General features: G+C 62.2%; 27 protein-coding genes and 1 pseudogene. 2 read left to right on the forward strand and 26 right to left on the reverse strand.

Going from position 1 to position 25,273, the window contains the following annotated elements; all coding sequences use genetic code 11:
- Positions 1 to 942 (reverse strand): peptidoglycan-binding protein (locus EOA24_RS04255; RefSeq protein WP_127409612.1); only part of this gene is annotated, 942 nt, incomplete at its 3' end.
- 92 nt (positions 943 to 1,034) lie between these two features.
- On the opposite strand from EOA24_RS04255, the gene EOA24_RS04260 reads away from it, so the two are divergent.
- Positions 1,035 to 1,418 (forward strand): hypothetical protein, encoded by a 384-nt coding sequence (locus EOA24_RS04260; protein WP_127409613.1) that lies wholly within the window; start codon positions 1,035 to 1,037, stop codon positions 1,416 to 1,418.
- A gap of 40 nt (positions 1,419 to 1,458) precedes the next feature.
- Complete coding sequence (locus tag EOA24_RS04265; protein ID WP_127409614.1) at positions 1,459 to 3,438, forward strand: acyltransferase family protein; 1,980 nt, start codon at positions 1,459 to 1,461, stop codon at positions 3,436 to 3,438.
- 6 nt (positions 3,439 to 3,444) lie between these two features.
- On the opposite strand, the gene EOA24_RS04270 is transcribed toward EOA24_RS04265, so the two are convergent.
- The 25 genes and pseudogenes from EOA24_RS04270 to EOA24_RS04385 form a co-directional block, all read right to left on the reverse strand.
- Positions 3,445 to 5,682 carry a glycosyl hydrolase family 28-related protein gene (locus EOA24_RS04270; RefSeq protein WP_127409615.1) on the reverse strand — a complete coding sequence of 746 codons (2,238 nt, stop codon included), beginning with the start codon at positions 5,680 to 5,682 and terminating at the stop codon, positions 3,445 to 3,447.
- 51 nt (positions 5,683 to 5,733) lie between these two features.
- Complete coding sequence (locus EOA24_RS04275; RefSeq protein WP_245501754.1) at positions 5,734 to 7,848, reverse strand: fibronectin type III domain-containing protein; 2,115 nt, start codon at positions 7,846 to 7,848, stop codon at positions 5,734 to 5,736.
- Positions 7,845 to 8,252 (reverse strand): hypothetical protein, encoded by a 408-nt coding sequence (locus EOA24_RS04280; RefSeq protein WP_127409616.1) that lies wholly within the window; start codon positions 8,250 to 8,252, stop codon positions 7,845 to 7,847. The genes EOA24_RS04275 and EOA24_RS04280 overlap by 4 nt, the downstream gene beginning before the upstream one ends.
- 8 nt (positions 8,253 to 8,260) lie before the next feature.
- On the reverse strand, positions 8,261 to 8,857 hold the full coding sequence (locus EOA24_RS04285; RefSeq protein WP_127409617.1) for a hypothetical protein: 597 nt from the start codon (positions 8,855 to 8,857) through the stop codon (positions 8,261 to 8,263).
- Positions 8,857 to 9,525 (reverse strand): hypothetical protein, encoded by a 669-nt coding sequence (locus EOA24_RS04290; protein ID WP_127409618.1) that lies wholly within the window; start codon positions 9,523 to 9,525, stop codon positions 8,857 to 8,859. Before EOA24_RS04290 ends, EOA24_RS04285 begins: the two co-directional genes overlap by 1 nt.
- 9 nt (positions 9,526 to 9,534) lie before the next feature.
- Positions 9,535 to 12,018 carry a phage tail length tape measure family protein gene (locus tag EOA24_RS04295; RefSeq protein WP_127409619.1) on the reverse strand — a complete coding sequence of 828 codons (2,484 nt, stop codon included), beginning with the start codon at positions 12,016 to 12,018 and terminating at the stop codon, positions 9,535 to 9,537.
- A gap of 122 nt (positions 12,019 to 12,140) precedes the next feature.
- Positions 12,141 to 12,587 carry a gene transfer agent family protein gene (locus EOA24_RS04300; protein WP_127409620.1) on the reverse strand — a complete coding sequence of 149 codons (447 nt, stop codon included), beginning with the start codon at positions 12,585 to 12,587 and terminating at the stop codon, positions 12,141 to 12,143.
- The gene (locus EOA24_RS04305; RefSeq protein ID WP_127409621.1) at positions 12,584 to 13,021 is read right to left on the reverse strand and encodes a phage tail tube protein; all 438 of its coding nucleotides are present in this window, start codon (positions 13,019 to 13,021) and stop codon (positions 12,584 to 12,586) included. Before EOA24_RS04305 ends, EOA24_RS04300 begins: the two co-directional genes overlap by 4 nt.
- Positions 13,022 to 13,101: 80 nt before the next feature.
- Positions 13,102 to 13,506: a DUF3168 domain-containing protein gene (locus tag EOA24_RS04310; protein ID WP_127409622.1), complete on the reverse strand. Its 405-nt coding sequence runs from the start codon at positions 13,504 to 13,506 to the stop codon at positions 13,102 to 13,104.
- A complete protein-coding gene (locus EOA24_RS04315; protein WP_127409623.1) occupies positions 13,507 to 13,920 on the reverse strand; it encodes an HK97-gp10 family putative phage morphogenesis protein in 414 nt (137 codons plus the stop codon).
- Entirely contained in the window at positions 13,917 to 14,264 is a 348-nt protein-coding gene (locus EOA24_RS04320) for a head-tail adaptor protein (RefSeq protein WP_127409624.1), read from the reverse strand. Before EOA24_RS04320 ends, EOA24_RS04315 begins: the two co-directional genes overlap by 4 nt.
- A complete protein-coding gene (locus tag EOA24_RS41410; protein WP_189353852.1) occupies positions 14,251 to 14,427 on the reverse strand; it encodes a hypothetical protein in 177 nt (58 codons plus the stop codon). The genes EOA24_RS04320 and EOA24_RS41410 overlap by 14 nt, the downstream gene beginning before the upstream one ends.
- Before the next feature lies 1 nt (position 14,428).
- Positions 14,429 to 14,839 (reverse strand): hypothetical protein, encoded by a 411-nt coding sequence (locus EOA24_RS04325; RefSeq protein WP_127409625.1) that lies wholly within the window; start codon positions 14,837 to 14,839, stop codon positions 14,429 to 14,431.
- 31 nt (positions 14,840 to 14,870) lie between these two features.
- The gene (locus EOA24_RS04330) at positions 14,871 to 15,440 is read right to left on the reverse strand and encodes a head-tail connector protein (RefSeq protein ID WP_127409626.1); all 570 of its coding nucleotides are present in this window, start codon (positions 15,438 to 15,440) and stop codon (positions 14,871 to 14,873) included.
- Positions 15,441 to 15,442: 2 nt separating this feature from the next.
- On the reverse strand, positions 15,443 to 15,805 hold the full coding sequence (locus EOA24_RS04335; RefSeq protein ID WP_127409627.1) for a hypothetical protein: 363 nt from the start codon (positions 15,803 to 15,805) through the stop codon (positions 15,443 to 15,445).
- A 60-nt stretch (positions 15,806 to 15,865) separates the two neighbouring features.
- The gene (locus EOA24_RS04340; protein WP_127409628.1) at positions 15,866 to 16,087 is read right to left on the reverse strand and encodes a hypothetical protein; all 222 of its coding nucleotides are present in this window, start codon (positions 16,085 to 16,087) and stop codon (positions 15,866 to 15,868) included.
- 68 nt (positions 16,088 to 16,155) lie between these two features.
- Positions 16,156 to 17,577, reverse strand: coding sequence for a phage major capsid protein (locus EOA24_RS04345; protein WP_245501756.1), 1,422 nt, complete (start codon positions 17,575 to 17,577; stop codon positions 16,156 to 16,158).
- Between the two features lie 30 nt (positions 17,578 to 17,607).
- Positions 17,608 to 18,273, reverse strand: a complete 666-nt coding sequence (locus EOA24_RS04350) for an HK97 family phage prohead protease (RefSeq protein ID WP_073984744.1) — start codon at positions 18,271 to 18,273, stop codon at positions 17,608 to 17,610.
- On the reverse strand, positions 18,270 to 19,496 hold the full coding sequence (locus tag EOA24_RS04355; RefSeq protein WP_127409629.1) for a phage portal protein: 1,227 nt from the start codon (positions 19,494 to 19,496) through the stop codon (positions 18,270 to 18,272). Before EOA24_RS04355 ends, EOA24_RS04350 begins: the two co-directional genes overlap by 4 nt.
- Positions 19,493 to 21,232: a terminase TerL endonuclease subunit gene (locus EOA24_RS04360; protein WP_127409630.1), complete on the reverse strand. Its 1,740-nt coding sequence runs from the start codon at positions 21,230 to 21,232 to the stop codon at positions 19,493 to 19,495. The genes EOA24_RS04355 and EOA24_RS04360 overlap by 4 nt, the downstream gene beginning before the upstream one ends.
- Before the next feature lie 4 nt (positions 21,233 to 21,236).
- On the reverse strand, positions 21,237 to 21,821 hold the full coding sequence (locus EOA24_RS04365; RefSeq protein WP_127409631.1) for a phage terminase small subunit P27 family: 585 nt from the start codon (positions 21,819 to 21,821) through the stop codon (positions 21,237 to 21,239).
- 67 nt (positions 21,822 to 21,888) lie between these two features.
- Entirely contained in the window at positions 21,889 to 22,272 is a 384-nt protein-coding gene (locus EOA24_RS04370; protein WP_210213579.1) for an HNH endonuclease, read from the reverse strand.
- 127 nt (positions 22,273 to 22,399) lie between these two features.
- A complete protein-coding gene (locus EOA24_RS04375; RefSeq protein WP_127409632.1) occupies positions 22,400 to 23,059 on the reverse strand; it encodes a transcription termination/antitermination protein NusG in 660 nt (219 codons plus the stop codon).
- On the reverse strand, positions 23,028 to 24,131 hold the full coding sequence (locus tag EOA24_RS04380) for a helix-turn-helix domain-containing protein (protein ID WP_245501757.1): 1,104 nt from the start codon (positions 24,129 to 24,131) through the stop codon (positions 23,028 to 23,030). Before EOA24_RS04380 ends, EOA24_RS04375 begins: the two co-directional genes overlap by 32 nt.
- Positions 24,128 to 25,273 (reverse strand): annotated as a pseudogene (locus EOA24_RS04385) (DNA cytosine methyltransferase); the annotation flags it as partial. The gene EOA24_RS04380 and the pseudogene EOA24_RS04385, both read right to left, overlap by 4 nt.

Genomic DNA, 25,273 nt, shown 5'->3' on the forward strand with positions numbered 1-25,273 from the left:
GCCGAGGTTGCAGATGGCGGCGTCGAAGAAGCTGCCGACAAGAGCAAAGATGCCGGTGAAGAAGGCGCCGATCTTTGTGAGCCAGCTCGTCCTGGCTTCCGGCACCTTCTCGCGCACCACATCCGGCGGCGCGTTGGCGCGCTCGGGCGCGATCATGCGCGGCTTCGCCTTTTGCAGCGCCAGCAACAGATCGTCGTCGATGCCCTCGCCGGCCGGCAGGGCGTTGTCGGCGCGGAAGGCGCGGATGGCCGTCGCCGTCATGGTGCCGAGCTTGCCGTCGACTCCGCCGACCTCGGTATAGCCGAGATCCTTGAGCTGCTGCTGCACGCGCTCGATCGTCGCCTTGTCGAGAGTGGCCGCCATGTCCGCCGGTGCAGGATCCGGCGCGGCGGCAGCGGCGGCCGACCCCTTAACCTTGTCGAGCATTGCCTCGACCTTCGCCGGCGCGATCAGTACCTTGTTGACGCCGTCGCCGTCGTAGTAGCTCTGGCCGCGCTTCAGCGTGCGCTTGGCCTTGCCCGAGCCCTTCACCGTCGGCGCCAGCACCGGGAAGGATGCCCATTCCTGCGCCAGGCCAAGCCCGAACGCCGTGCGCGACTTCGTGCCGGCCATAAACTCGGCGAAGCCGCGTTCCTTCAGCAGCTCGTAGCCGAGTGCCATCTGCATCGGCCCGTCGAGCAGTTCCTTGCCGCTGAGGCCGAGCTTCTTCTTCAGGCGGATCAGCGTGGCGCGCATGAACTGCAGGAAGCCGGCGGCCGAGCTGCCGAACGATCTGGTCCAGCGCGGCCCGGCCGCGATCACCTCGTCGATCGTCATCGAGGTCAGCGGCTTGGGCAGCCTGGCCTGGTTGTTGCCATACACGGTGTCGAAGCCGTGCGGCGCCTCGATGCCGCCGATGAAGGCAAGCAGCATCGCCGCGCCCGAGGGTACGGTTTTGTCCATGGGAAAGTTTCCTTTGAGTTGCAGGCTGTTTGTGATCGCAGAAAGGTTCAGCTAATAAGGCTCCTCGTCTGCGAACGTGGGGGAAGCCAATAATGTCGAATACTGATCTTGCTAATGCTCTGGAGCGATTTGCACGTACTATCGAGACCGCGCCCATCGAACTTGTTGGAGTAATGGTGAATGTCGCTGCCGGCCCGGGCGGAGGATCCGTGACGGGATTGAAGATCGAGGCTACTGCCGGTCCTGACGGAACACGAACCGTCGGGATGCAGGTGACAGTCGATGCAGGAGCTTACGCCACAAAGTCACGAGAACTGGTTACGGAAATCCGGGAAGCTGCCGCCTCTGCGGCGACTGCATTGCCCGCCAAAGGCTGGATCATGAGCCTTGTGGATCGAGCGAGATCGCTTGGGAATCGAGCCTTGGAAACGGGCATAACGACTGCCGCCGCAGAAATTATCAAAGCTTATGTCTAGCCAGATGCTGTACCGCTCGCATTAGACCCGGGAGCCCTCAATGGATCAAATGACGTCTGTTGCAGTGCAGGTCGAAAAGGGCGTTCGAAGCTGGCTGCCGGCGGACAGAGCTAACCGTTCTGCTGCCTTATCCAAAGCTGAGTACAGGACTGACGTGGACGGCCTGAGAACTGTCGCCGTTCTTTCGGTACTAGCCTATCACGTTGGAATTACCGCATTAACGGGCGGCTTCCTCGGCGTGGACGTCTTCTTTGTCATTTCCGGCTACCTGATCACCAAGAAAATCAAAATTGCCGTATCGCGCGGCGAATTTACAGTGCTCGGATTTTGGGCCGGCCGATATCGGCGTCTTTTCCCGGCGCTTGCTGCAACTCTGTTTCTTTCATTGGTTGCCGCGTATTTCATTTTCCCGCCGGAGTACCTAGCCCAATTTGGAGCATCGATCACGGCTGCCATTCCAGGCCTCTCCAACTTCTATTTCTGGAGCGTGGCCGGCTACTTCGATACAGCAGCTATCACGAAGCCAGCGCTCCACACTTGGAGCCTGGCCGTCGAAGAGCAATTCTATTTCTTCTGGCCGATTATCCTTGCGCCGTTGCTGCGGTGGAAGGCCGCCTACGGCCCATGGGCAGTCGGTATGATCGGGGTAGCCAGCCTATTGAGCGTCGCCTTGTTCCTGTCATTCGGGAGCAGAATTTCACATGATCCAGGCTCAGCGGTCTTCTACCTTTTGCCATTTCGGGCATATGAGCTGGCGTTGGGCGCATCGGTAGTCTGGTGCGAGGCTATTCGGCCAAAAGCGCGGCCTCTTCGGGAATTCATTGCAGCGACAGGACTGGCAGCGGTGATTATTCCCATGTTTCTATTCACTGCGCGAACTCCGCTCGTACCGGCCGTTTTGCCGTGCGTTGGAACGGCGTTGCTGATCTGGGTTGGCAAGGGACCGCTTTCTGCCAGGATCTTCGACAACGGGCCATCAGCGTGGGTCGGCAAACTCAGCTATTCGATTTACTTGGTGCATTGGCCGATCATCGTCTTTTGGAGCTATCTCTTCGACACCTCTGGCGGAACCGCCAAGCTTGCGATGTGTGCTGCGGCGGTCGTCTTGGCCATAGGCCTCTATTACGGCGTCGAACGTCCTATCCATCTAGGTCATACCCTCGCTGGCCGAGCCAGATTCTTCGCCGTCATGTGTCCCGCCGCCGCTTTGTTAGCAGCAATGGGCACAAGCGCTTGGACGTCTAAAGGTTGGCTCTGGCGCTATGAACCGGAGATTGCCGGATTGCTCGATCCGGCCAACACGAGCCTGGGTTTGCCACCGGTTCCTTATCGGTGCTTCCTATCCGAGTCGGATAATTGGTCGGCGCTGGACAAGCGCTGCTACGTTCCGATTGAAGACGGCAAACCGAACATAATGTTGGTCGGCGACAGTACCGCTGCTGCCCTGTATCCCGGTCTCAAGGCAGCACTAGGCTCCACTGCTAATCTATACCTCTGGTCAGGCTCTGCGTGCGTTCCGGCACTTGATGCTCCTCGACCAGATCGACCGAATTGCCCTCCCTCCAACGATCAGTTCTTCCGGAAGACCATCAACGAACATAGGTACAATCTGGTTATTCTATCCGGGCATGGCGGCTATCCAGAAATGCGCCAAGGCTTCCCTGCAATAAAAGCAGCCTTGAACCGCATCGGCACCCCGTTCATTCTTCTGGGCGATTTCCCCACCTACGCCGACATACCGCTGAACATCGTGGCCAGGCACGGAAAACTCGAGGGGCTTGACGACATCATGGCAGCCAACTTGGCCGATGGCTGCACTGAGGAACATGGACGAGACCAGCTCGTAGATCCTTCCGAATTTTTCTCGACCAAGGCGGCTTTCTGCACCGACGGCCGAGCCGCCTATCATGATGGCATCCATCTCTACCAGCAAGACTGGTTCCATCTCACGCAAGCCGGAGCGTTCTTTCTCGCAGGCAAGTTGATGCCTGCAATTAAAGCGAAGATCAGCCGGATGTGATCTAGACTATCTGAACACCGTCGCCTTTAGGGTTCCACTGGCAATGTCCAGTGTTCCGCCGCTCTCATTCTGGAAGCGAACCGAAACCGTGTTGGCGGCCGACACCCAAGCCGTAATGGTAATGCCCTGAGTATCGAGCGAGAACGATGCCACGGCGGCGTCGCCGAGCGCGGCCCCGGCGACGGTCACGGTCGTCGTGGCGCCGGCTCCATCCGCAAGGCTGGCCGGGTCGAACGTCGCCGTTCCGGTGAGCCGGCCCCCGACGATCATCCAATCTGTACCCAGGACGTGAGCGTTACCAGTCGACAGGCGCAACCAGCCTTCGATCCCATTGGCTTGTGTCGGCGAGCTGTTACGTACGAATGCGCCTTGGACATAGGTTCCGGTCGTGGGCATCGCTGTCGCGGCAAGCTGCTGTGTATTGGTGTTCGCACCATAGGTCGCGCTCGTCGGATCGGCGTCGATGATTTCATAAAGGAATTTGCCGTCCGCCTGCAGCACGTCGCCGACGCCTTTGTTCGATGTCGAGAAGCCGAGAGTTGCAGGGGCGCATGCCAATATATTCCCCTCAATGAGCAATTGCGCCGGGATATTTGCGGCCAATGCCTGACATACGTTGCGGAATCTGTTTCGTCGCACCTTCACGCCAACGAGGCTGCCGCAATCCACGCCTCTGGGCACGCTGGCGGCAAGATAGGAACCGTTGATGTTACTGTTGGCGTTCTGGCGGTATGTGTCGCCGTCGAAGTCGTTGTCTTCAACCGATATATCAACCGTAAACGCGGCGGTGGTCAAAAGTACGCAACGGTTGAGAATGTCGCGCGTGATGTTGCGCGAGATCAAAACATGCTCGTATTGCAGATTGTAGGTCGGCGCGGGAAAGCTGATGAAGTTCCCGACGCATTCGATGATATTTTCGGTGATTGCCAGGCCCGTGAAGCTGCCACCGCCGATAAATACGCCAAAGCTGGGGCGCAAATAGGCATCGGTGATCGCGGGATCGTAGCTCACGCCCTGCCAAAGGCGCGTTCCGACCCCATAATTGGAGAATGCCGCCACCGCGGGCCGCGACCGCCGGATGATGTTCCCCGAGACCAAGATGCCGAACACAGGTGGGACCACGCTGGCGGCATTGTCGACGTCCACTTCGTCGTAAGTCCATGGGAATATCCAAGCCGCCCCGGTGACGTCGTACCGGCCAGGTCGGGTGTTATGAGTGGATGCCTGGCCTACGGATGGAACAGCACTGAGCACGATGCAGGAATGGTTCGTGTTCGGCACGGCGCCCGTGATCGATAGGGTATCCAACATGATGTTGTCGGCAATAATGATGTCACGGAGAGGATAATTGCCCTCGACAGTAGTCGCAGCATTTGCCACCTGGATGGCCGATAGGTTGCCCAGCTCAATCCTGTTGGCGATGACATGGACAACGCGCCCGCCGAGGACCTTGATGCAGCCTGCGTTGACCAGGTGATTGTTGGTGACGATGACGCCCTCTCGCGTTCCGGTGGCCGAGCCATCCGATGTGTGAATGGCAATCGCATCGTCACCATTGCGAAGGATAAAGTTCCCGTCGACGAGAACGTTGGGTGTGTCGCGAGCGCGAACGCAGTCGGCGGCGATATCTTCGAACCAGCAATTGGTGCACTCGAACCGCTTGCAGAAATGAACATCCATGGCCATGCCCGTCAACTGCAGGAACTTGCAGGCGTGGAAGATCACATCGGTGTAATAATCGAGAAACGCAGGAACGCCGCCATGCCGGATGTTGTCCGCCGGCAGCGTTCCCTTGAATTGAAGATGCTCGAAGCGGACAGAGCCCTTTGCCGAGTTAGCCGCGTTCAGAAACAGGCTTTTGTAGTTGGGATCGCCTGCGTTTGGGTCAGAGCCCTCCTCGAAATGAAGAACGGTCGCATCCCATCCTTCGCCCCGGAAGATCAAGTTGCCGACACCGGGATCAAGCGAGGCAGAGGCCTCGGAAAACCAATACTTTCCGGCCGGGATATAGACGACTCCGCCTCCGTTCGCCAATGCTTCCGTGATCGCTGCCTGAAAGGCAGCGGTATTGTCTGTCGCATCGTCCGCAATGGCTCCATGCGTCAGAACATTGACACCTCCCGATAGACTTTCAACGAACGTGCCCCATTCGCGAATCTTGGTCTTCTGGGGCTTGTATGGGCCACTCGCAGGGACGCCGTCCGTCACGAAGTCACGCCAGATCGTCTTGGCAAGTTCAACCATGCCAAATCTCCAGATCATCAGGTTGCATGAAACCGCTTACGCGGCAGGTTCTTAGGTCACAGTCACGGCGCCGGTGGCGACGCTGGCCGATTCGACGCCCGATGCATTGGCGGCCTTGATCCAGTAGTAGTAGGTGCCGGCGGCAAGGCCGCCGTCCTGGTAGGAATCGTTCGTCGACGGCGGCCCGTATTCTGTTCGGACAAGCACGGCCGTCCCTTCGTTGTTCACCGTGTTGCGACGGATATTGGCGGCAACGTAATTGGCGCTGTTGGGCGACTTCCATCCGAGGTCGACCGTGCCGGCGCCGCCTGTCTTTGTGACATTGGTTACAACGCCGGGCGCGGTCGGATCGGCGACCGGGGTGACGAACTGGCTCGGCGTCCAGGGGCCCTCGCGGCCGGTCAACGTGACGAACCGGACCTGCGCCTCATACTGGACGCCGTCGGAAAGGGCGTTGGTGTTGGCCGTCGTCGCATCGTCACTGATCGGGACCACCTGCCAATCGGTATCCGAAACCTTCTTGTATTGACCTTGAATGATAAGAGCATCGGAAGGCGACGCGTCGAAAGCAAGCACGCCATAGGGCACCTGCTGGCCCCCGACAGTGATGCGCGAGACGCCAAACGAGAAGCCGCTCGGCAGGGGTATGGTCTTGTCGACCGTCGTCTCTTCCGAGATAGGCGCGGTGCCCTCCTCGGCTGCGGCGTTCCAGTCATAGGCTTGCGGCGGCATCGACTGCACCTGCAGCGACACGCCGGTCAGTATCCCGCCATCGGCGATGTTGAAGCGAAAGTCCTGGACTTCGAAGACTTCGTCGATACCGAACAGCGGATAGGTGATCCTAACGAAGCGCTTCCCGAACGCCGCCAGACCGCGCAAATTGCACTGGAAGACGCCGACCCATGACGGATTGGCGCGGTAGGCGGCGAGCTTCATCAGGCGCCGGCACTGCCCATGCGACGGCGCCATGTTGAAGGATGTGTCCTGTGGAATCTCGCCGCGTAGCGCGACGTCATCCTCGTCGATCCACTGGTCGGCGTCGGTGGACTGGTAGTCGTGGAACGGCGAGGTGAATGTGGCGCGTATGATGTTGGCTGTGGTCAGCACGTCACGCCCGCGCGCTACCTCGGAAAAGCCGGTAATCGCGTCGGCATCAAGAATGACTGTCGGCTCTTCCCAGGTGCCGATATCGAGCGTGAGACCCCCATCTGATGTCGGCACAAGCCGACCATCGCAAGCTGCCGTCATGCGCGACAACACGTCGGCTGGCCGCTCGCTCAGTTGGTAGGAGCCCCAGAGGCGATAGCGCTTTTCCGTTCCGCCGGCTTTCAGCGGGACTGCCTCTGCGGCGCGGTTGTAAGCGGCAAGCCATCCCGCGGCGGCGATCGGCGTGTCGACGATACCTGCAGGCAGACGCATACCGTCGGCATGGAGCATGTAGTCGCGAATGATGTCGGCGGCGTTCTCGGACCAGATGTTGGTGCCGGTGCCGATATTTTTGACGATCGATCCGCGTGCAACCACCCGATAGAGCGTATTGGAGAGGTTCGGGAATACTTCCGTGATCTTGTCGGAGGCCACGGACGCCTGGACGGCATAGAGAGAGGAGATTCCGTCTCCCCGATGATTGGAATCCCACTCAGGAAAATTGCCCGTGAGATCGCTATAGGCCGTTTCAGTGGGCAGGCCGAGACGGGAACGGATGAACGCCTTGCCGTTGTATGGAGCCGATGTAACAGTAACTCCGCTTAGGGTCGCCAGATTGTCGTCAATCCAATACTCCTCGATCGCATCGAGCTGACCGGTCCCGAGGGCAATGACCTTGAACAGCAAGCCTTTCTTGTTCTCGACGAATACCCACGGACCAGAGGCCTTGACCCGCCCATAGTGCCGCACGCGTGGCGCAACGGGGTTCTTGACCGAGGTCTGCACATCCTGCGGCTTCGGCGGGTCAGACCTGAAAAGCGAGCTGGCGAGATAAGAAAGGCCGATAGCGACGCCGATCTGGACTGCACCGACGATAGCGCCGACAGCGATGCCGAGAGCCGCGCCGCTGACGCCAACCGATGTGAGCGCCAACAGAACAAGGCTTTCCAGACCCATGCGCGCTCGCGCAAAAATCGACCTCTGGTCTGTCGGGTCCAGATTGTTCCCGATGTAGCTCATACCGACCAGGCCTTCCAGAATCTGTCGATCGGCACAGCAAGCGCACCAGTCTCATGCCGGGAAAACCAGCAATCGCCGGCATGGATGGCCGGACAGATCAGGCCCTTGTCCGGAAACACCAAGCCGACATCACCGACGATCGGCATTGTCGTCTTTTTGAAGCCTCCTGCGCGCGCAGCTCGATTGACCATGACAACGAACATCTGCGGCACGACCGTCCATTCGGCCGCGTCCTGCGCATTGCGCAGCTGCCTGCCGAAGGCGTTAACCGGCGAGACACCTGATAGAAGCCTGACCCAGCGATCGATCGTGCCGCCGCAATCGGTGACGCCCTTCTCATAAGGGCGCTGCATCTCGGCGGCTATGTAGTCACGCACCGCTCGCAATCGTTCCGCCTCGGTCACGTCGCCCCTCAATAGTCAGGATAGGTGACGGTCTTCATCAGGATCGAGCTGACGAAGCCGAAGAACTTGTCGCCGGGCGAGCGCGCCTGCTGGTCGCGGTCGGTGTAGCGGCCATAAGGTGGGCGCGAACGGTTGAAGAAGGCATTCTCGGCCACGATCGCGATCGACTGGATCGCGCCTTGATCATCCTGCATTTCGGTCCGGGCAACCTTGGGCGGCTGCATGAAGCCCCAGAAGATCGGGATCGGGTTGCCGACGGTCTGCCATTCGGAATCGAACAGCTGCAGGTACACCGTCATCAACTGCTGATCGATGAGCGGCGTATCCTCCAAAGCCTTCGCCAGGAAACCGAGCGCTTGGTCGGGGAGACCATCAACCGAGACAGTGACGCTGTCGCTCGCGCCGCTGCCCGAAAGCCCAAGGCCTTCGATCTGCGCGGCCCCATACATGGGCAGATAGGTGTTTCCGCCCACTGGCAGCTTGGTGTTGCCGTTCCAGGCATATTCCGGACCGGAGGCGAAATCGAACTTGACCAGGATGCTGACATAGACCCGACCGGCCGTGAGCAGCGCCAATTGCTCGGCAGTGAAGAAGTCGGCCGACATCAGACGTCCTCGATAAATTGCACGGTCGGCGTGCCGAAGCGGCGAAGGCTGAGCTGCAAATCCATGCCGTCGTCGCTAGCAAGCCGCATGCGGCAGACTGGATCGTCGAATTCCAGCCGGTCGCCGGCAAGCGCAGCCTCGCGCAATGGCGGCCGGAAGGTCATAGTGCCGGTTTCCGGATCATAGGTCCGGATCCGGTAAAGTCGTTCCCCGAGCGAGAAATGCTGCCCCGGCTGGATGTCGCCAGCATAGGTCACCGTCACCGTCATCGAGGTCGAGCGCAGTGCGGCGGGCGCCGCTGCTGTCACGTCGATGACTCCGCTGACATAGCCGGTTCCATCGTCGAACAGGGTATCGTCGCTGTGCGGCACCTGGTCATAGAGGCCAGCCGCGACCGCGCCCTCCGGCACCGGCTGATAGCCGCGACAGAGGGGAACGACGATCGACCCAAGGCGTCCCTCGAGGAGCGCGCTGATAGCCCGGTGCGCCAGCACGGCATTGCGGTTGTTGACGACGATCGAGCCGTAGGTCGCCTTCCAGATGCCGGCATCGCTCGACACGACCTGCGTCGCGCCGTTGACGGATGCCGGCCCAGCCAGCGAGCGCGGCGCTATGTCGAAGGCGACGTCTCGCGGTACCAGGACCTCGCAAGGCCAACGGATGGTCATGGAAGCCCCTTACAAAGACCGGCTTTGCGCTTCGGCGAGATAGCCCGGCATGCCCTTGCGGACCGCCTTGGTGCTGCGCTGCACGGCAACATCGACGATCGTGCCCGAATGCGTCTTGATGCGTTGGTCGGCGATGTCGGACATGCGCCCGCTGTCATCCTGAAGCACGACGCGCACGGTGTCGCTGGAACCGCCGGCACGCGCGCCGCGCGGCAGCACCACCTCGCCCTTCTGCAGGATGGCCGGCACCTCGCCGGGCTGAAGGCCTCCGGCCACGCCGCCGCCATGCATGCGCCTGGCGCCGGCGAAGGTAGACGCCGCAACGGCACGTCCGTGGCCATAGCCGTCCACGCCTGCGACGCCGCCGGAATGCAGTATGCCGGGGATCAACAGACCGCCGAGCAACCCACCGCCGCCGCCGCCAAACAGACCGCTGAACAGTCCGCCGCCGCCCGAAGGGAAGAGGGCGTTCAACGCCATGTCTTCCAGCTTGTCGGCGATCTTGTTGAGCACGTTGGCGAAGATTTCGCCGGCATCCTTGCCGGCGCGCAGATCGTCGATGATGCCACCGAGCACGCCACGGCCGAAGTCGTTCAACTCGCGCTGCTGGTCGAGGATCTTCTGCTGGCTGGCCTTGAAGGCATCGGCGCTTGACGATGCCTTGGCATAGTTGCCGGCGAGCTCGTCTATCTTGGCGGCCAACTCCGGCGTGACCTCGACGCCTGCCTTGGCCGCGTCGTTGAGGAGTTGCTGCTTGATCTTGGCCTTGTCGAGCGCGAAGCCGTAGTCGTTCACCAGCGGATTTAGTCCTGCCTGCGCCTGCGCCTCGGCATTGAGCAGGTCAATACGACGCTGGATGTCCTCCATGCTGCCCTGGAAGATGTCGCTCGGCGTCTTTGCCGAACTACTGACGCTGGCGCCGGCACGGCGCTGCGCATACGCGATGGCGTCGTCGACCGTGCGACCGCCGCCCAGGATGGTCGGATTGGCATTGATCGACGCTTGCGAGATCAACCCGGCGAGCGGCGTGCCAGGCGCGGCGTTGAGCACCTTGGCGGCATCGCCGGCGCCTAGGAAGTGTGCGAGCTGCAGCGCCGCCTCGTCGACATGGACGCCGGCATCCTGCAACACCTTGGCGTTCTCGGCGGCATATTTGCGGATCAGGTCGTAAGAGACATCCGCATTGTCGCGCAGCGCCAGGATGGCGTCGCGGGACATCGAGTCCGCCTGTTGTGGATAGTATTTCTTGAACAGGTTGAGCCAGGTGCTCTCGATGAACTGGCCGACGCCGGAGGCGCTCGAATTCGGATTGTCGCCACGGCCTTCGGCACGATCGACGCGCCGCACGAAGGCATCGATCGCGGAATTCAGGCTGTTGATCGACTGGCCTACATCCTCGAAGGATGGACGCTGATCCGGCGTGGGAGCGGAGGCCGGCAGATGGATGCCTTGCGGATTTGTAAATGCGCCGGGCGGCCCGTTGAAACCGCGAAACCGTTCAGCGTTCAGCGCCTCGTCCTGCGCCTTGCGCGCTTCGTCAGCCTGCTTGGCGACCGCGGCGAAGCCGTCGGCGATTTCATGGACCTTGCGGGCGAAGGCATCGGCCGCCGGCACACCGCGATTGAAATAGGCCGTCGACAGCGCTTCAAGCAGCGCCTTGTTCTCCTTGGTCGAATCCTTGCCATCGTCCACCGCCTTCTGCAGCGCGGTGAACGCGCGCTGGACGGCGACGATTTCCTCGTTCGGCGCGCCGGCCAGGCGAAGCTGACTGACCAGATCGGCGATGTCGACGGTTAGGCCCTTGACCGTTTCCCGCGCTTCCTTGAACTGCTCGTCGATCGTCAGCTGTGTCGCCTGCCGGATGTCGCCTTCCTCAAGCGCACGCTTGCGCTCGTCGGCATAGGCTTTCACGGCGGGCAGCGCGTCGCCCCATTTCTGGGCGACACGATCGATGAGCTCTGCCTCTTGCTTCAGCGTCTGTTCGCTTTTGTCGCCACCGCTCACGATCTCCGAGAAGTACTCGACCGCGTAGCCGATCAGCGTGATGGTCGCGATGGTGGCCAGCGAGACTGGATTGATGAGCGATGCGAAGGCCCCTCCGAGCGCCTTCACGGCGCCAGCCGCACCGGCCTGGCCGATTACCTGGTTGATCTGCGTACCCTGCTGCAGCGCAATGGTGAGCGGGGATCCTCCGCCCTTCAGCTGGACCGCAATGTCCTGCAACTGCGAAGCCAGATTGGCTGTCTGGAAGGACGAGGCCTTCATCGCGGTCTGGATATCCTTCGCGCCGCCCTGGATGACAGTGAAGGCCCGCTTGCCGCCGACGGCGACCTTATCGAAGGAGCCTGCCGTGCGGTTACCCAGATCATCGAACTGCTGCTGGATAGCGGCCGTCGTGGCGCGGGTGTCGCCGGTCAGGCGCTGCAGCGCGCGCTGGATTTGCTTGGTGTCAGCAGAGATCGACAGGATCAGGTCTTCGGTATCGCTGGCCATTGATCGCTATTCCCTAATCCAGTCCCAGAGTTCGTCGACTTCCTTGGAGGTGAGGGCCTTGTCCCCGTCCGGATCGTTGGCCTTCTGCCAACCTTCGAGCGCGGCGAGGTATTGCCACATGCTCATTTGGCGGACTTCTTGCGGAGTGAAGCCGAGGACGGCTCCGTTGCCGTAGATGGCTCCGAACCGGAATTTTCCGTTTGGGAGTTCTTCGGATCGCTCTGATCCGGAGCCTCTGATTTTTTTCCGACTTCCTCCTCCGGCGAGCCGGCTACCGCCGCGCCGAGGACGAGCTGTGCCAGCACCAGATTTTCCAGCGGCGGCCGGTCCTGCACATAGGCACGGACCAGCTTGAGCGCCTTGACCGGCTCCAGCCCGCCGCCGATCAGGCCAAGGCGGATGACGTTGGAAATGTCACCCATGCGCCAGCGGCCGGACACCAGGCGGTCAAGCACGACATAGGGGCCGGCATCGCAGGCCTCCTGCAGCTGCTCCAACTCGCCCCAGCCCATGCGAAAGACATAGTCGTCATCCGCAAAGGCTTGTGTGGTCGAAGCGTCACGGCTCACGAAACCACCCTGGTCATCTTCCCATCGGACTGCATCGAGACATTCGCAGTCGCGCGCTGCGCGTTTGGCGCCGTGGCCGCAAATGTCTCGACATGCATCGAGCCGGTCCAGGTGATCGTCTTGGCCGGGAATTCCCAGACGACTTTCACGTGGACAGAATCGACGCTTTCCCATGCATTGAGCCACGCCTCGACCGATTCCGAGGCAAGCACGCCTTCGCCGCTGATCGACATCGACAGCGAGGTCGCATCACGGCCAAGCCAGTCGACGGTGTCCGGATCGTCGCAGTCCGGCAACTGGAATTCGTTCAGCGCCTTCGTCAACGTCATCGAGCGCGAGGTGAAGCCGCATGGTACGGCGAAGTTCTCGGGCGTCGCGCCGTCGCCGAGCATGACCTTGACCTTGCCGCCCTTGATTGTCGTGGGGGATGCCATCGTATTGTCTCCATGTGGGTTGATCGGCGCGGCGAATGCCGGCAGGCGCGCCACCTGCCTGTCAAAATCGGGGGCCTATCTCACGGTTGTTCCGCGAAAGCCTCGAAACTCATGCGGGCACGATTGGTCAGCCCGTCCGGATCTCGGGAAAAGACGTTCTGCCGGTGCTGCAGATAAACCAGCGCATTATCGGCCAGGGCCAGCTCCGGTTCGAGGATGCCTATCCGGACGGCGTCGCTGATCCTTTCCGCTTCCGGGAAACCGACCGCGCGCGACCACACGTTGATGTCGAAGGTGATGTCGAAGCCCTTGATGCAGTCGGCATCATCGGACAGTTCGACCATCGGGCCTACTGTAACATAGGGGAAGATCGGATTGGCAGGCACCGTGTCATAGACCCGCTGCCCAATCAGCGACGTCACCGCGGCTACGCCTTTCAGCCGCGCCACGATCGCGCCCTGCAGTTCGAGACTTGGCGAGGTCATCTAGCCCTTCTTGGCCTTGCGGACGGCCTTGTTGACAGCGCCCGCGATGCGCCGGCGCAATGCCTTTCGGTAGGCGCGATAGGTCGGGAAGATGTGCGGGTGCGCGGCCATCTTGACCGTGCCGAATTCGAGGAATCGCCAGATGAATTCGCCGAAGATGCCGGTGGCGTTCGGGTCCTTCGTCTTGCTCGGCACGCCGATCGCGCGCTTGTCGCGATGATTGGCGATCTTGTCGCCGATCAGGCTGTCGGCATATTCACCAGTGTGCCGCGGCGCGCGCGGCCGGATCCTGCTGGCGAGTTCCTTGGCACCTTCCAGCTGCTCGACGGCCACTTCCTTTTCGACGTTGGGCAAGAGCTGGTTGAGGCGGCGGTACAACGCCTCACGCCCTTCCCATTTGACTTGCGGTCTCATGCCGCCACGCCCGACTGTACGGTGAGATAAACCCACGCCGGTTCGGTGACGGTATCGACCGCGACGAGCGCATAGCTGATGCCACGGCGGACATCGCGCATGCGCCAATCGGTCGTGAGGCGGCGAGACTGCGAGGAAGAACGCACGTAGACGCCGAAGGTGTTGCGGCCTTCCAGACGCGCCGCCATGACAGCTTCAGAGCCGCCCCTGCTGCGGAACTCGGCGCGGCACTGGAAACGCTCCTCGAAGTCGCCGGCAACGGTGTTTCCGTAGCCGTCGTCGATCTCGGAGCGCGCATCGAATGCGACGCGCTCACGCAAGGAACCGGCGTTAGGCTTTGCCATCGTCAGCGTCCTTGCGCGGCCTGGAACACTTCACCGCCTTTTCGACAGCAAGCGCCGCCTCGGCGCAGGCGCGCGTGACGTTCTGCTCCATCCCCGCCTTGTAGGCGATGATGGATTGCGACGTCGGCTTCCAATCGAAGTCGGCGGTGAACCGGACCCACATGTCAGTTTGAAACGCCCGTGTAGCGGATGTCGAGCGCCAGCACGCTCGCCGACGTGGCAAGACCGATCAGGCAGACATATTCGCCGGCGCCGATGTCGGCGACCGGGCAAATGCCGCCAGGCGCGTCCGACAGGTAATAGGCGACGCCTGGCGTCAAGACCGCGCCGATCGTGACGTTGCCGCTCTTCTGGAACTTGATCGGCTGATCGAGCGCGCCGCCATTGAGCGCGATCCCTATGGGAGTGCGGATCTCGGCGCTGGCACCGTTCGAATCCGCCTTCATGAGCTTCTTCGTGGTGCTGGAGCGATAAACCGCCTGTCCGGCGGTGATCGCCTCGCCGGCAGCGCCGGTTTCGGTTTCGGCATTCGAGCCAGCGACAACGTTGGCGGCGGTGATGACAAGGTCGGCCATGGGAGAGGTCTCCGGTTAAAGTGGGAAGCGGCTAAAGGCCCGGCCGTTTGAAGGGCCAGATCAAGGCCTCGTAGCCGAGCGGCAAGAAATTCGAGACCGCGTCGACGGTGACCGCCTCGCGGTTCTGATAGAGGTGAGCGACGTGCAGCAAGATCGCCGCCTTCAGCGCCGCCGGCACATCTTCGGGCGCGCTGCCGGCCACATAGGAAACGGACACCGCATCAGGACGGCAATAAATTTGCGGCCAGGTCTCCCCAGGCGCGATCGCAACGTAAGCGCCGACGCTGTCGACAAGCATCCGATAGGTCGGGCCGGGAAGCGTCTGCTCGACGTTGCCGGTGTCCCAGTATTCAACGATCAGGCCTTCACTCTGCGCGCGCCCCTTGACCAGGCGCAGGCATTTGAAGCTGTCGAAGTCCTGCCGCCACGTCTGGGTGACCAAAGCGATATCAAGAACCTTTTCCATGTGCGCAGTGGCCGCATCGAGGAACGCTTCCAGAAGCAGGTCATCATCGTCGAAGTCGACGCGGCAATGCAGCTTCACGTCGTCGAGCGAGACGGGCGTGTCTTCCGGATCCTCGATGCGGATAGGTGCGAGCATGATCAGTCGACCACCACGTGCACGGTGCCGGACTTGGCGTTACCGCCGGAAGCAATGACGATCTTCACGCGATCATTGCCGAGACCGATCTTGTCCTGCACGGCGGTGCCGCCAGCAGCGAAGAGCGCAGCAACGCCGGCCTGCGTATGCGTCGGCGCGCGAGGGTAAAAGACGGCGGAGGCGTTCACATCGCTTTTGGCGAGGACGCTTTCGCCGGTCGCTTCCGCGGTGACGGTGAGATCGACGCCGTCGTCGAAGTTGTTCTTCACATACTGGATGCTGTGAATCTTGCCGGACAGCCGCGGCGTGTAGGCCGTGGCGCTGCCGTCGGCAGCAGTGGTGATGGCTACCTTGTAGCGACGCATGGTGTTTTCCTCTCGGGGAGTTGCGGCGGCCTTGGGAGAAAGGCGCCTATGCCGACGGAATTATTTCCGCCGTTTCGTGGCCTTGTTCGCGGGCGCGGCGCCCTCTGCCTTGTTCTTCGGCGCCGGCTCGGCCTTTTCAGCCTTCAGCGGGGCAATCAGTTCCAGCGTCTTGCCCTCGAGGTGGCCAAGCTCGGCCCGGGTACCCTCGCGGGTATCGCCTTCCTTGTAGATGCGGTCGCCTTCATGGCCCCGCAGGACTTTCCATTGCAGCTTTTCAGTCATTGCGACCTCCTTCGGTTGATAGAGCGGGCGGCTGATGCCGCCCGCCTTGATCAGCCGAACTCGCTCGATCACGCCGCGAGCGCGGTATCGAAATCGCCGTAGATGAAGGATTCCGGGCGATAGACGGCGAGGGCGACGCGCTCTTCACCGAGGATGGTGATGAGGTTCTTGGTGAAGTCGTCGTTCTCGAAGCCGGCCTCGACACGCGCATCCCAACGGTCGAAGATCTGCGCACCGAGCTTGAACGCGCCGGTCAGAAACTTACGGACCGTCATCGACTGGGTCTGCACGACGGGCAGGCCCCACAGGGTGGGCGTGATCGAGCCCTGCGGATTGCCGATGATGTAGCGGCCGATATCGTCCTTCTGGGTCTCGATGTATGTCCAGTCGATCGGGTTCAGCACGTGCCCAGTCGCGGGATACTCGGCAAGCGCCGCCTGAAGCATCGCCAGGCGAAGCACGTCAATCATGGTCAGATCGGCCAGGGTCATCGGCGCGGAGTACGCGGTCGCCTGCGGGATGATGCCATTCAGATTCTGGCCAGTGCCGTCACCGTTCAAAATCTGGGACTCTTCCTTGTAGGCAAGGCCATAGATCAGACGCTGGTCGATCATGGAACGCAGCTGCGAGATGTCTTCGAGCACCTGGCGCGAGGCCTTCATCCAGTGCGCGATGACCTTCGCCGAAGTCGTCATCAGGTCGAGCTTGATGTCCGAAGACGGCTTGGAAGCGCCTTCAGCCACCATGCCGGCATTGTTGGTGAAGCCGGTTTCCTTGACATATTCCAGCGTGTTGCCATCCATACGGCCGGTCGAGATCAGGTCGCGGACGGTCAGGCGGCGCTGCGGCAACGGCAGTATGCCGGGCAGGCGGGTCGGCGCGATGGCGTCACCGACCGCGCCGGCGGTGTCGGTCGTCGCGGACGTCAGCGTTGCCTTGATGCGCAGATCGGTCTTCCCCTTGCTCGGCGAGCTGCTGAGCCAGGACTTGACGCTCTCGGCTTCGACGAACTGCTCACCGAACGACTTGGCTTTCTGATCGTCCTTGGGACCGTCACGGGCGATCTTCTGTTCGAGCGTGGTAAGCTGCTCGTTCAGACCATTCATCTTGGTGAGCGCCTGGTCCGCCTTTTCCTTGGTGGACTTGGTCAGGTCCTCGCCGGCCTTGGCCTTGCCAAGGGCTTCCTCGGCGATTGCCTTGACGTCGTCGAGCGCCTTCTGGAACTTCTCCTTGACCTCCTTCGCCAGTTTCTCGACGTCGACGACGTCGCCGCCGGTTCCGTCGTTGGGCTTGTCGAAGAAGATGCGCGGACCGATGGTCGAGGCAGCGAGGCGGGCAATGCCGCCAGCACCGACCGCAGCGAAGGGCGCGAGTCCGGCCAGGGCGGAAGGATCTACGACGCCGAAGGCGGCATGCGCGGATCCCGCGGTGAGAATGCCGAGCGCAGCGATGGTCGCTACCGCCAGCATCGTGGCGATGTTCAGTTTCATAGCAATGTCCTTTGAACAGTTGGTGAGTGATCAGCCGCGCAGGAGCGCCTGCAGGAATGCGGCCGGTTCTTTCGCCTTGCTGCCCTCGGACTCGCTCCGAATGGCCTTCGCATAGCCGACAGAGGCGATCTGTACGGCCATGGCTTTGGGGACGCCTGCCTCGCGCAGGATGTCCTCGAAATCTTTGACGGGCATGGGGTCGCCATCGCGCAGCCGGCGGGCGAATTCATCCATGCGCTCAGACTTGACCGCCTCGATCCGCGCCCGACGGTTTGCCGGGAAGGTCACCGGGCTGATCTCGTAGAGGCTCAGCTTCTTCAGGAGGCGCACTGCCTGTTCCTGGTCGGCTTCCTCTTCCTTGTAGCCGATCGACAGGCCGCCGATGGCCTTGTTCTTGGCGAGCGTGTGAACCTCGCGGGCGCGCTGAATGTCGAGCAGGAAGCGGCCCTTGCCCCACAGGCCCTTGGCGTCTTCCGCCAAGTCTTCCCAGACGCCGATCGGCTGGTAGATGTCATGGTTCCACAGCATCAGAACATTGCTGCCCTCGCGCTTGTGGCGGGCGAGGCTTTCGACGAAGGCGCCGGGCATGACCTTTTCGCCGTAGGAATCGACGTTGCCGAAGATCGAGCCATACCCTTCGAAAGTGCCGTCATCCGACAGGTCCTTGACCTGCAGGGCGAAATCCTTCGTCTTCATTTCGGACCTCCGATCAGGTTCTGTTGTTCTGCCGGATTAGCGGTGATGGGAATGTTCTGCATTTGCATGCGAGGCACGTCCCCGCCCTCTACCTTCGGCATGTTCTCGCGCATGCGGACTTCGTTGATGGTCATCGCGCCGATTGAGGTCATGTCCTTGTAGAAGGCGGAGCGGCCGGCGCTGTCGGCGCGCAACAGGCCTTCAAGGTTGAATTCGATCGAGATGCCGTCCGCCCTGTCTTTCGGCGTCAGCAATTGCTTTTCGAGTGCCTGCTCGATCCGCTTCAACCGGCGGCGCAGGGTGAATTTCTGCAAGATGAGGCCTTGCTGCTCGACGCCGGTAGGCCAGCTCGTCGTCTTCGACGTATGGCCTACCATGACCGGCGGCACGCCGAAGAAGCGGCAGATTTCCTCGACCGAGAACGCGCGCGATTCGAGCATCTGCGCGTCTTCCGGCTTGAGCTGGAACTGGACCCACTCGGTACCGCCCTCAAGGATGATCGGCTTGCCCGCATTGTCGGCGCCGATCTTGTCGGCGATCTCGGACCTGGCGATGTCACGCTGGTCCTTGTTCAGCCAGTTGGCGAACTTCAGGCCGCCTGACGGCCGCAAACCATTGGCGAAGGTTTTCCCGGCTGCCTTGTCGGTCGCACGGGCGAGGGAAAAGGCATGACGGCCGAAATGCAGCGTCGACATGCCCCCGAGCGGATCGCCGCCAGGGCCGCGGATGTGCAGCATCGTCTGGTCGGTCTCGACATATGCACGGCCCTCATAGGACCAGCGATATTCGAGCGTGCCGTTGGTGAGACGGCGAACAGAGACGAGATCGGGACGAACCGGGACCAGCGCAGCGAGAGCGGTCGAGCCTCGGAGCTGCCGGGCGTAGGCATTGCCCCAAAGCTCGATTGATGATGCCATGAAGTCCCAGAAGTCGACGGCGGTCTGATCGAAATTCGGACTGTCGTGCAGCAGCCGATAAAGGGGATGGTCCTTGGCAACTTCACGCGTGCCGTCCGCCAAGGTCCGGTAGACCATCAACGGCAATGACGAGATTGTGCCGGCCAGGAGATTGACGCAGCCCCAGACGGCGGAGAGGGCGAGCGCGTTGCTGCCAGTGACAGGCTCGCCGGCGTCGCCGATCTGTCCGGCCGGATACCAGCCGTCCGGCTGCCTGACGCTGAGCGCCCGAACCACGACATCGGCCATCTTGCGAAAGAGTTTCAAGCCGCACCTGTCAGGGATTTGAAGTAATCATCCATGCCAGCGTCCTCGCCCTTGTCTCTGATGGCGATGCCGATCGCCATGGTCGTGCCGATGATGCCGTCCACCCGCTCGGTCGATTTGTTCTTCGCCGGCTTGATGTTGTCGGCGGCGTCCGTTTCGACAGCGACAACCTGGGCATGGCGGCGCAGCACCGGGTGGCCGCCATGATGGAAGCCATTGCAAAGAACAAGGCGTTCCAGTTCCTTGGCCGGCGGCGACATTGAGGCAAAGCCCTGGCCGAAGAGCACGACCGGCAGGCCTTCCTGTTGGAGCTTCACCGCCGTCTCGGTCGCGTTCCAGCGGTCGATTGCGAGGCCGCCCTGTCCGGCCTCAAGTTCGTGGTTGCCGACATGCGCGATGCGGAATTTCTCGGCATCGCGGTAAATCTGTTCCTGAATGAAGGCGTAATCGACGACGTTGCCCGGCGTCGCGATGATCGCGCCTTCGTTCACCCACTTCTCGTAGGGCAGCTTGTCGCGCTTGGCGTGTTCCTTGATCAGCGCGGCAGGCTTGAAGAACCGCGCCAGCAGCGCCGGCACCGGAAGGCCTTGCTGGATCGGGAACCACCAGATCAGCGCCGAAAGGTCGACAACCGAGGAAAGATCGAGGCCACCGAAACAGCGCTTGTGCGCAAGCTTCGCCTCAAGCTCTTTCCAGCCGACCGGCCCGGCGCAGTGATCCCAGCCGAACTTTTTGCCCTCGTCATCGACCGCGTCGATCGGCAGCCAGCGGACGGCCTGTTCCGTCCAGAGATTGAGGTGATAATTCTTGAAATGGTTTTCGAGCCGCGGCAACTGGCGGGCACGGCGCGCATTGGTGCGCATTGTGTCCAGCTTCTTCGAGACGCCGAGGTTCGGATTGGCCTTGTGCCAGGTCTCTTCCGACTGCCAATCGTCTTCCGGGTCGGCGGCGTAGACGATCACCAGCGTCTCGGGATCCTCAAAGGTGCCGTCGAGAATCTTCTGGCACTCGTCCCAGACTTCCTCGCCGTAGGTTCCTTTCTTGCCGGCGGTGGAGATCAGGAATTCCAGCGGCTGGCGCCGGGCGTCTTCCGAATCGTGCACGAACTGGTAGAGATCGCCCGACACCCATTCGTGGATTTCGTCGCCGATCAGACCCGACGCCGAGAAACCATGCTTGCCCTCGGCCTTGCCCGACAGGGGCTTGAAGCCGGCATTGAGCGCCGCGCAATAGATCGACGATTTCAGGCAGACGAGATCGTTGCTAAGCGTCTCTGACTTGCCCGCCATCGTGGCGGCCTGGTTGAACACCAGCCGCGCCTGACCTTCATGCGAGGCGATCGAATAGACTTCGCCGCCGAGTTCGCCGTCGCCGAGCAGCACCAGGAGCGCGATGCCGGCGGCGAGTTCCGTCTTGCCGTTCTTGCGAGGCACCCAGACATAGACGCGGCGATATCGACGCGTGCCGTCCGGGCGCTTCCAGCCGAAAACGGGGCGGACGATGTCGTTGGCCTGCCACGGCTCCAATTCGAACGGGCGGCCCGCCCATTCACCCTTGGTGAAACACAGATGCGTCGGGAAGAACGCGACCGCCTTGTCGGCCGCTACCTCGTCGAACCAATACTCACCGACACACCAGGCTTGCCGCTCCTTGCACCACTTCGCATCGGCGCCAACGCCGAGCGGGCGGTTGCGCGGTCCGAGCCGGTGCGCTGCTCGACCAGCCTTGACCGGCATGGCCCTACTGCAGGAATCCTACCGCCGAACCTTTGGCGGCCGGCTTGGCTGGAGCCGGTGAAGCCGGCGTCTTGTCGGCGCCAGTCGCGGCCGGCGCCGAGCCCATGCCGGAGAACAGATCGCCGGTCGATCCCGCGGCGCGAGCTGCGAACAGGCGCTGACGCTCTGCCGGGTTGAGGCCGAAGTTGGCTTCGGCCGTCACAAGCTGACGCTCAAGGTGATAGCCGATGATGAACGACGGATCGGCGCGGCGCACCTTTCCGCTGGCCGTCTCGATCTCGTAAATCTCGCCCATCTCGTCGAGACGCTGCTGCATCTTCAGCCAGCGGGCGAAGTTGCGGCAGTAGCGGCCGAAGGTCTCGGCGTCGATCGGGAACAGCAGCTTCATGCCGATCACGCGCGGCGCCAGTCGGTTCCAGACGTCGAGGGCATCGCCCTTCAGCCACGCCGGCGGCTCGACCGCGCCACTGGTCGCGACGGTCTTCGCCTGCTCTTCGGCCGAAGGCTCGACGCCGATAGGACGGCGACCGGACTTCCCCTTGGCAAGCTTGATGCTGGCAGGTTCCGGCTTCGGTCCCCTGCGGCCCATGGTTCAGCTCCAACAAAAAAATAAATCCGAAAACCTGCGCGCAAAAAAACTTCGGGGAGGCGCCGGTCTAGCGGGTGGGGGCTCTGGACTTTCGACCCACCCCCCGGCCCCGCTCCGCGATCTGCTCGCGCTGGCGTTCGCCGTCGTGGTAGGCCTTCGAGACCGTCCGGATGTTGTTCTCATCCCAGAAGAGCGCTGGGTCGCCATCGGGTTCGACGATGTGGTCTGCGACGGGACTGTCGTCGGCCGGATACTTGCCCGAGCAAAGCACGCCGGTCTCTTGGCACCGAAAGAGATCGCGAACGTGAACGCGTTGCTTCAGCCTCTGCCAACGCGCGGTCTTATACCAACCACGCTGCTCGCTCTGGTCACGCCGGCTGTCATGCTGGCGCTGCTGCTCCTGCCGTGATGGCAGATAGCTTGGCCGAAAGGTCTTCGGCATCTCGGGCATTGTCTGGAATCTTTCCCATCGTGGGGAAGCATGCCGGGCCGTGCCCTTCGCTTCGCCTGGGTCCTGCTGGCGCTTCCACCGTAAACGGCGTGCGACTCTGTCAGGGCGTCCTGGGACGGATTCGCTACTATCCTTTATCGATCTGATCAAGCCCGAGCGTGATCGGCACCGCGCGACCGAAGATGTACACGTCAACACCGACGGTGCCGGCATCCTCGTCCCATTCAACAACAGTGCCGTTGTGAGTGGCGAACGGGCCTGCATTCACCCGCACCATCTGACCGAGCTGCAGCACCGAGGCGATCTCACCCATGGCAAGGACATTGCCTTCGAGGAACACCTGCAATTGCAAGACTTTCTCGTGCCTTACGGGAAACAGCTTCTCGTTTGCACCGAGCACGCCGACGACGCCTTTGACGGTCAGAAGACCAGCCCAAGCCTCGGGCGATGGCACGATGCGAACGAACATGTAGCCCGGCCAAGCCAGCATCGAGACGGCCTCGCGAGCGGCCTTTTTACGACCGCCGCGGCGCCGCTTTTCCACCTTCATGAACGGCAGCCAGTGCTCGACATTGGCATCCTGCAGACGTTTATCCACAGCGATTTCGGCATGCGGCTCGGTCCGGAGCACATACCAGTGCATTGCCGATTCGCTCTGACCCGCCGCCGCAAGCAGCGCCTCGGCCCGCCTGGTCATCCCTCTTGCACGGTCGAGCGCGGCTGTCTGCCTGTCGGTCGGGCCGACATTCTCAGCCTCATTCAGCCGCTTCACGTCCGCCCGCATCATGGTGTCCTCGCAATGTCTGTTCGAATGCCTCAAGCCCGTCCGGTCCGCCAACCGGGAAGTAAGCAACGCGGCCGGGATCCGGCAGCCATGGCCATCCGCGTTGCTGGAAACAGGCCTTCCAGTCGACCCACTGTTGCGTGTCGACAGGCACGGCGATCATCTGTCCCTTGAGTGCATGCCAGCGCTCGCCGAAGCGATAGCCTCGGCCGTGGCGAGCCATGTCGAAGAGCTTGAAGAGCTGAGGCCAGCGCTCAGCGAAGGCGCTGGCGTTCGGATTGGCTGGGCCATCCAGCATGTGTCCAACGACCCAAGCCATCCACACCGGCCCGAACGGCGCAGCATAGTCATCCGCCGCCGCCACAGGCACAGACTTCGCCGGCAGCTTCTCCCAGCGCTTCTCGTCGAGGTAGACGGCAAACGAACAGATCGTCGTGCGGCCCGCCGCCTTGCCGCTGGCTTTCGCCGTCTCGACGTAATCGGCGAGCCGGCCGGCAGCGGTCTCGCGTTCATCGTCGGTGAGCTTCATCGCCGCGACGAGCGCCTTCACGTCGCTGTCGTTGACATAGGTCGGCCATGCCGGATGCGTCTTCTTCAGCCAGCGGCGAACCTTTTCTTCCTCTTCGCGCGCGCTCTCTCTCAAATTCGTTCTAAGAGGGTCGTTCTTAGGTGCCGGTCCAGAACCGGCAGGGGGTGCCGATATACCGGCAGGGGGTGCCGACTGGTCGGCAGGGTCAGAGCCGTCCAAATCGTCATCGGGGTCGGGACGCAGTTCGCCGAGCGACGGGTGCACGGGATCGAGGATGACGCGATAGATGTGCGGCGCGTCGCGACCGTTCGACTGCTCGACGACATGGCGTTCGAGATAGCCGGCGTTGACAAGCCGCTCGATCGCCTCGAACACGGTCGAGCGCGCGCAGCCCATTTCGACCGACATCTTGACCTGGCTGCGCGTGCACCAGCCAAGCTCGTCGGTGTGGCGGCCGAGCACGCAAAGCACCTGCAGGTCGCGCGGCTTCAGCGCCTTGTCGGTCGCCGCGCGCGCCGGGATGATGGAAAGGCGAGGTCCGGTCACTCCGCCGCCTCCAGCACGAGCTCGCGGCGCACGTTGCATTCAGCAAGCAGCTTGATCATCAACGGCGGCACGCTGTTGCCGACCAGGTGGTATTTCTCGGTCTTCGTCAGCCGTCGCGTCTTGCCATCGATGGTGATTTCGTCCGGCAGCGCGCCCGGCTTGAAGCCATGCGCGGCGGCTCCTTCTTCCGGCTCCAGCATGCGGATGCCGATGTCGTCGATGTAGTGCGGAACGCCCTTCACCATCACCTCGACAAGGCCATATCGCGCCTTGCCGGTGAGCGCTCCCAGCGGCTGGCGCACGTCGTCATCCTGCTTGCCCGAGCCGAAATAATGCTGTAGGAAGCCGAGGATCAGATGCGCGTGGCTCCCGCCGGCCGAAACCGTCGACAGCGGCTCGTCGATCGGCCGGCCGGTAAGATTGCTGCCATGCATGTTTCCGAGCGTCGCGGCGATGACGCCCTGTTGGGAGCCGGAGGCGGTCACCGTCGAGAGCGGTTCGTCCGCCTGTCGGCCTGGATTGACGCCGCCGACTCGCCGTTCGTCATTGTTGTGTTGTGCCAGGAAGGCGGCAACCATCGCATGCTTGCCGCCGCCGGCGACCTGCGCGCCGACGGGCTCTTCGATGTCGAGGGTGCGCGGTGCCTGCCCCTCGCGCTCGCCGTAACCAGCCTGGATGAGATTGGCGGCGACGACGGCGTGACGCGGCGCGCCGGCAATGACGGTGTCCAGTGGATCGCTCGGCATGTAGCCGTCGCCGTTCTGATTGAACTTCGTCATATGCGCCGCGACGAGCACGCGGTCTTCCTTGCCCGTCGTGGTGCCAAGCGGTTCCTCAAGGCCGCGCGGCGACGATTGTGCCGCCCTACCGCCGGCGCCGACGATAGTCGCGCCCATTACGGCGATGCCGGATGAGGTATGGAGCGTGTTGACCGGCTCCTCGATCGACTGGACGCCATTGCGCTTGGCTGCGCTCTGCTGGTCCGTCCGGATCAACGCCGGCACCGCCACCATGTTCTCGCCGCCCTTGGCGGTCGTGATGGTGCAGAGCGGATCGTCGACGATGCGTGCGGCGTTCGCGCCCTTCGTATGCGTGATCGGCACGATGAACGGCTTCGCCGCTTCGACCACGTAGCGCATCAC

The organism is Mesorhizobium sp. M2A.F.Ca.ET.039.01.1.1 (assembly GCF_003998035.1).
Lineage (GTDB): Bacteria > Pseudomonadota > Alphaproteobacteria > Rhizobiales > Rhizobiaceae > Mesorhizobium.

Coding starts and splice junctions, on each gene's coding strand:
- EOA24_RS04260 (WP_127409613.1), top strand. CDS start 1,035: ATGTCGAATACTGATCTTGCTAATGCTCTGGAGCGATTTGCACGTACT.
- EOA24_RS04265 (WP_127409614.1), top strand. CDS start 1,459: ATGGATCAAATGACGTCTGTTGCAGTGCAGGTCGAAAAGGGCGTTCGA.
- EOA24_RS04270 (WP_127409615.1), bottom strand. CDS start 5,682: ATGGTTGAACTTGCCAAGACGATCTGGCGTGACTTCGTGACGGACGGC.
- EOA24_RS04275 (WP_245501754.1), bottom strand. CDS start 7,848: ATGAGCTACATCGGGAACAATCTGGACCCGACAGACCAGAGGTCGATT.
- EOA24_RS04285 (WP_127409617.1), bottom strand. CDS start 8,857: ATGTCGGCCGACTTCTTCACTGCCGAGCAATTGGCGCTGCTCACGGCC.
- EOA24_RS04290 (WP_127409618.1), bottom strand. CDS start 9,525: ATGACCATCCGTTGGCCTTGCGAGGTCCTGGTACCGCGAGACGTCGCC.
- EOA24_RS04295 (WP_127409619.1), bottom strand. CDS start 12,018: ATGGCCAGCGATACCGAAGACCTGATCCTGTCGATCTCTGCTGACACC.
- EOA24_RS04305 (WP_127409621.1), bottom strand. CDS start 13,021: ATGGCATCCCCCACGACAATCAAGGGCGGCAAGGTCAAGGTCATGCTC.
- EOA24_RS04310 (WP_127409622.1), bottom strand. CDS start 13,506: ATGACCTCGCCAAGTCTCGAACTGCAGGGCGCGATCGTGGCGCGGCTG.
- EOA24_RS04315 (WP_127409623.1), bottom strand. CDS start 13,920: ATGAGACCGCAAGTCAAATGGGAAGGGCGTGAGGCGTTGTACCGCCGC.
- EOA24_RS04320 (WP_127409624.1), bottom strand. CDS start 14,264: ATGGCAAAGCCTAACGCCGGTTCCTTGCGTGAGCGCGTCGCATTCGAT.
- EOA24_RS41410 (WP_189353852.1), bottom strand. CDS start 14,427: ATGTGGGTCCGGTTCACCGCCGACTTCGATTGGAAGCCGACGTCGCAA.
- EOA24_RS04325 (WP_127409625.1), bottom strand. CDS start 14,839: ATGGCCGACCTTGTCATCACCGCCGCCAACGTTGTCGCTGGCTCGAAT.
- EOA24_RS04330 (WP_127409626.1), bottom strand. CDS start 15,440: ATGCTCGCACCTATCCGCATCGAGGATCCGGAAGACACGCCCGTCTCG.
- EOA24_RS04335 (WP_127409627.1), bottom strand. CDS start 15,805: ATGCGTCGCTACAAGGTAGCCATCACCACTGCTGCCGACGGCAGCGCC.
- EOA24_RS04340 (WP_127409628.1), bottom strand. CDS start 16,087: ATGACTGAAAAGCTGCAATGGAAAGTCCTGCGGGGCCATGAAGGCGAC.
- EOA24_RS04345 (WP_245501756.1), bottom strand. CDS start 17,577: ATGAAACTGAACATCGCCACGATGCTGGCGGTAGCGACCATCGCTGCG.
- EOA24_RS04350 (WP_073984744.1), bottom strand. CDS start 18,273: ATGAAGACGAAGGATTTCGCCCTGCAGGTCAAGGACCTGTCGGATGAC.
- EOA24_RS04360 (WP_127409630.1), bottom strand. CDS start 21,232: ATGCCGGTCAAGGCTGGTCGAGCAGCGCACCGGCTCGGACCGCGCAAC.
- EOA24_RS04365 (WP_127409631.1), bottom strand. CDS start 21,821: ATGGGCCGCAGGGGACCGAAGCCGGAACCTGCCAGCATCAAGCTTGCC.
- EOA24_RS04370 (WP_210213579.1), bottom strand. CDS start 22,272: ATGCCCGAGATGCCGAAGACCTTTCGGCCAAGCTATCTGCCATCACGG.
- EOA24_RS04375 (WP_127409632.1), bottom strand. CDS start 23,059: ATGATGCGGGCGGACGTGAAGCGGCTGAATGAGGCTGAGAATGTCGGC.